This window comes from Tabrizicola sp., from assembly GCF_031377265.1.
Lineage (GTDB): Bacteria > Pseudomonadota > Alphaproteobacteria > Rhodobacterales > Rhodobacteraceae > JAUYQR01.
The window spans coordinates 1-4,288 of sequence record NZ_JANMET010000311.1; the positions used below are offsets into that span (position 1 = coordinate 1).

Consider the following 4,288-nt stretch of genomic DNA (forward strand, 5'->3'; position numbering starts at 1 on the left):
CCCCCCCCCCCCCCCCCCCCCCCACCCCGCCCGCCGCATACCAAGTGCCCGGGCGCGTTTCTTCGGGTCCACCTCGAACAATCCGGCCAGCTGTTCGGTCATCGCTCCGGCCAACTGCTCAACATCGGTGATCGTCACTGCGCGCTGGTAATAGCGGGTCACGTCATGGCCGATGCCGATCGCAATCAGTTCCACCGCACGCCGGCGTTCAACCATCGCAATCACGTCGCGCAAGTGCTTTTCCAGATAATTCGCCGGGTTCACCGACAGCGTCGAATCATCCACCGGCGCGCCATCCGAAATCACCATCAGGATCTTGCGTGCCTCGGGTCGGGCCACGCTGCGGCGGTGCGCCCATTCCAGCGCCTCGCCGTCGATGTTTTCCTTCAGCAGCCCTTCCTTCATCATCAGACCAAGATTCGGCCTGACCCGCCGCCACGGCGCATCGGCTGATTTGTAGATGATGTGGCGCAAATCGTTCAGACGGCCCGGCGCGAGCGGCCGCCCCTGTGCAAGCCACCGTTCGCGCGCCTGCCCACCCTTCCACGCCCGGGTGGTAAAGCCCAGAATCTCCACCTTGACCGAGCAGCGTTCCAGCGTCCGCGCCAGCACATCCGCGCAGATCGCCGCGATCGAGATCGGCCGGCCCCGCATCGATCCGGAATTGTCGAGCAGCATGGTCACGCAGGTATCGCGGAACTCGGTGTCCTTTTCCTGCTTGAACGACAGCGGCGTCGTCGGGTTGGCGACCACGCGGGCAAGGCGTCCGGCGTCCAGCGTGCCTTCCTCAAGATCAAAGTCCCAGCTACGGTTCTGCTGCGCCTGCAGGCGGCGCTGCAATTTGTTCGCAAGTCGGCTGACGGCACCCTTCAAAGGTTCCAACTGCTGATCAAGATAGGCGCGCAGGCGTTCCAGCTCGGCCGGTTCCGCCAGATCTTCAGCCTTGATTTCCTCATCGAAGTCAGTGGTGTAGACGGTGTAGTTCGGGTCAGCATCGGAATAAGGCGCAGGCGGTGGCGGCTCCAGCGGGGCCTCGCCCTCGGGCATCTCGGCCTCGTCGCCCTGTTCCATGTCGGCGCTGTCTTCCATGGTGACCTGGGCCTGCGACTGGTCCTGCTGGTCTTCCTGGCTACGCTCGGGGGCAGCTTCGCTGTCGTCGCTGTCCTGCTCTTCGTCGCCGGCGGAATCGGGGGCATCCTGATCCTCTTCGGCGTCACTGCCGGCGTCGTCTTCGTCGGGCGCATCCGGGTCGTCGCCCAGTTGGTCGCCGTAGCCAAGGTCTGCGATCACCTTGCGCGCCAAGCGGGCAAAGGCTGCCTGATCGGCCAGCACCTCGCCGACGTTTTCCAAGGTGCCGCCGGCCTGATCCTCGATGAAGCCGCGCCACAGCTCCATCACGTTTGCGGCTGATTTCGGCAGGTCGCGCCCGGTTGCCAAATGCCGCACCAGATAGCCCGCGGCCACCGGCAACGGCGCCTCTGCTGAACTGGTGATCTGGCCATAGCCCTTGCGATCCGCCTCATTGGCGATCTTGGCATCGATGTTTCCGGCCGTGCCGGGCATGTCACGCGCGCCCACGGCTTCGCAGCGCGCACTTTCCATCGCCTCAAAGATATCGCGCGCCAATTGGCCGGTGGGTGCATAGCGGGTGGCGACGGTTTCGTTGTGATACCTGCGGCGCAGCGCAAAGGCATCCGCTGTGCCGCGGGCCAGAAGCACTTCGTCCCGTGTCATCCGGCGCGAGACTTGCGGCAGGCGCACGCCTTCCTTGTTCATGCCCGCGGGATCGACGGAATAGGTCACCGTCATGTCGGGATCATCCGCCATGGTGCGGGTGGCGTCGGCCAGGGCTTTCTTGAACGGATCGGCGGGGTTGTCGCTGGGCTTGGTCATGGCAAAGGTAAAGCATCCCTGCCGCCGCTGAGCAAGACTGCCCGCCACCACAACGGCAGGAAAAGCTTACTGGCGCGGGATGAACCGGGGCGGATACAAACCGTGGTGACGCATTCTTTGTGCAATGAAATTTGGGCAGGGCAGACACATGCGTATTTCTCCGCGTTTCATCGGTGCCTTCGTGGCCGCCCACCTCATCTCAGCTGGGCAGGTCGGGGCACAGACGGCGGACCTTCTTCCGACCTTCAGTTATGATGATGCGCTAAGCTGCCTTGCCTATCAGGTCGTCGATCTGGAACATCAAGCTCCGGCAGATCCCGCAAAAACTGCCACCGAGATGGTGTTTTGGTCGCGGCTTTTGGCCGCAAAGGGGTCACCGCAGGCGGCAGCGGCGTTCGATGCACAATTCGCTGATGCTTTGGACAGTGCACGCTCGGTTTACCTGCGCCTTTCATCGAGCGACCCCACAACCTCTGATCAGGCGGACTATGACCTCACCATGATGGGCAAGTTCTGCTGGTATCAAGCGCTTGCGGTCGAGGGTGCGGGCCCCTTCGCCGAGGAATAAGAACAGAACCGCAAGTGTCCACGTGCGGCTGCGCACAGAACCGGCGCGGCGATGGGGAATTGGCATCGAGGTCGCAAGGCATACATCTGCACGACAGCAATTGCCCCCAACCAAGGATGTCTGTGATGAGCAAGAAACCCCATATCGCCCTGATCATCGGATCAACCCGCGCGCCTCGTTTTGCCGACATTCCGGCGCAGTGGATGCTTAAGCAAGCACAGGTCCGTCATGACATGACGGTCGAACTGGTCGACCTGCGCGACTTCGACCTGCCGCTGTTTGACGAGATGGCGTCGAACGCATGGGTGCCGACATCGGACCCCAAAGCCGTCGCTTGGCAAAAGAAGATGGCCGAATTCGACGGCTACATCTTTGTTGTCGCGGAATATAACCGCTCGATCACCGGCGCGCTGAAGAATGCGCTTGATCAGGCCTATGTCGAATGGGCTCACAAGCCGATGACCGCCATGGCCTACGGTTCGGTCGGCGGCACTCGTGCGCTGGAGCATCTGCGCACCATCGCGGTGGAACTGCAGATGGTTCCGACCCGCAACGCCGTGCATCTGGGCATGGGCGATTTCTTCAAGGTCCATCCGGGAATGGGTGGTTCGGGCAACATGGCGGACGTCGAAGCCAATCTCCTTCCAGCGGCCAAGGCCACCTTTGACGATCTGGTCTGGTGGGCAAAAGCCACGATCGTGGCAAAGTCAGCTGACACGGCGCTCGCGGCCTGATCAAAGTCTGAGCTTTCGGGGAAGGGGGCGGGCAACCGTCCCTTTCTTCATGTCAACCCAGCAGCATCGACGTGCAGGGCAGGATCAGAACCTCTGCCTGCCGCGCTGCCGCCAAAGCTTGCTGCGGATCCGTGCTGAAGGCGGCACTGGACAGCAGCGCCCGATGCGCCACCTTTGCGGAAATCCGCCAGCCAAGAACCTGTGGCCCCTGACCCGCTGGCATGATGGCGTCCAGAACGCTGATCACCGCGACATTCTGTTGCAGGGTGATTTCCGACCCGGCACCGTCGAACATCCATTGATGTTCCATCAGCGCTGACAACCGCCCGGCGCAGGTTGCAAAGAAATGCAGCCGATCCTCCGCCGCCACCCCCAGATCAGCCGCCCCCGCATCCCCAACCAGGAAGCAGGCGATCAGGACGGCCCCAAAACTATTGTTTTGTATTCTGCCCATACAAGAAGCATGAGCCTCGTTTTCCCGCCAATCAATCAGGCAATTTGAAAACAATCTGAGTGTGGATTTGCAACAACCGTCAGGCCACAAACGAAAATGCCACCCGGTTGGGGCGGCATCTCATTTGCTTGGCAGATGTCGCAGATCACTTCATCGCCATGCTTGCAGCACTTTCCGGCAGTTCCTCATTGAAGCAACGCTGGTAGAATTCGGCAACCGTGCTGCGCTCCAGTTCGTCGCACTTGTTAAGGAACGACAGCCGGAATGCATAGCCCACGTTGCGGAAGATCTCGGCGTTTTGCGCCCAGTTCAGCACGGTGCGCGGGCTCATCACGGTGGACAGATCGCCGTTCATGAAGGCGGTGCGCGTGAGGTCAGCCACCGTGACCATCTGGCCGATGACCTTGCGGCCCTTTTCGGTGTTGTAGTGCGGAGATTTCGCCAGCACGATCGCGGCCTCGGCATCATGCGACAGATAGTTCAGCGTGGCCACCAGCGACCACCGGTCCATCTGGGCCTGGTTGATTTGCTGGGTGCCGTGGTAAAGGCCGGTCGTGTCGCCCAGCCCCACCGTATTTGAGGTGGCGAACAGCCGGAAATAGGGGTTCGGCGTGATGATTTCGTTCTGATCAAGCAGCG

General features: G+C 61.7%; 4 protein-coding genes and 1 pseudogene. 2 read left to right on the forward strand and 3 right to left on the reverse strand.

Annotated elements, in window-relative coordinates; all coding sequences use genetic code 11:
• On the reverse strand, window positions 1-1,893 hold a 1,893-nt coding region (cobT, locus tag RMO18_RS16945), incomplete at its 3' end, for a cobaltochelatase subunit CobT (protein ID WP_309667489.1).
• 148 nt (window positions 1,894-2,041) lie between these two features.
• Here cobT and RMO18_RS16950 point away from each other — a divergent pair.
• Both RMO18_RS16950 and RMO18_RS16955 read left to right on the forward strand, forming a co-directional pair.
• Entirely contained in the window at window positions 2,042-2,461 is a 420-nt protein-coding gene (locus tag RMO18_RS16950) for a hypothetical protein (protein ID WP_309667490.1), read from the forward strand.
• Between the two features lie 125 nt (window positions 2,462-2,586).
• Window positions 2,587-3,195, forward strand: coding sequence for an NADPH-dependent FMN reductase (locus RMO18_RS16955; RefSeq protein WP_309667492.1), 609 nt, complete (start codon window positions 2,587-2,589; stop codon window positions 3,193-3,195).
• A gap of 52 nt (window positions 3,196-3,247) precedes the next feature.
• On the opposite strand, the gene RMO18_RS16960 is transcribed toward RMO18_RS16955, so the two are convergent.
• Both RMO18_RS16960 and RMO18_RS16965 read right to left on the reverse strand, forming a co-directional pair.
• Window positions 3,248-3,649 (reverse strand): hypothetical protein, encoded by a 402-nt coding sequence (locus tag RMO18_RS16960; RefSeq protein ID WP_309667493.1) that lies wholly within the window; start codon window positions 3,647-3,649, stop codon window positions 3,248-3,250.
• A gap of 145 nt (window positions 3,650-3,794) precedes the next feature.
• A pseudogene (locus RMO18_RS16965) lies at window positions 3,795-4,288 on the reverse strand (cobaltochelatase subunit CobS); the annotation flags it as partial.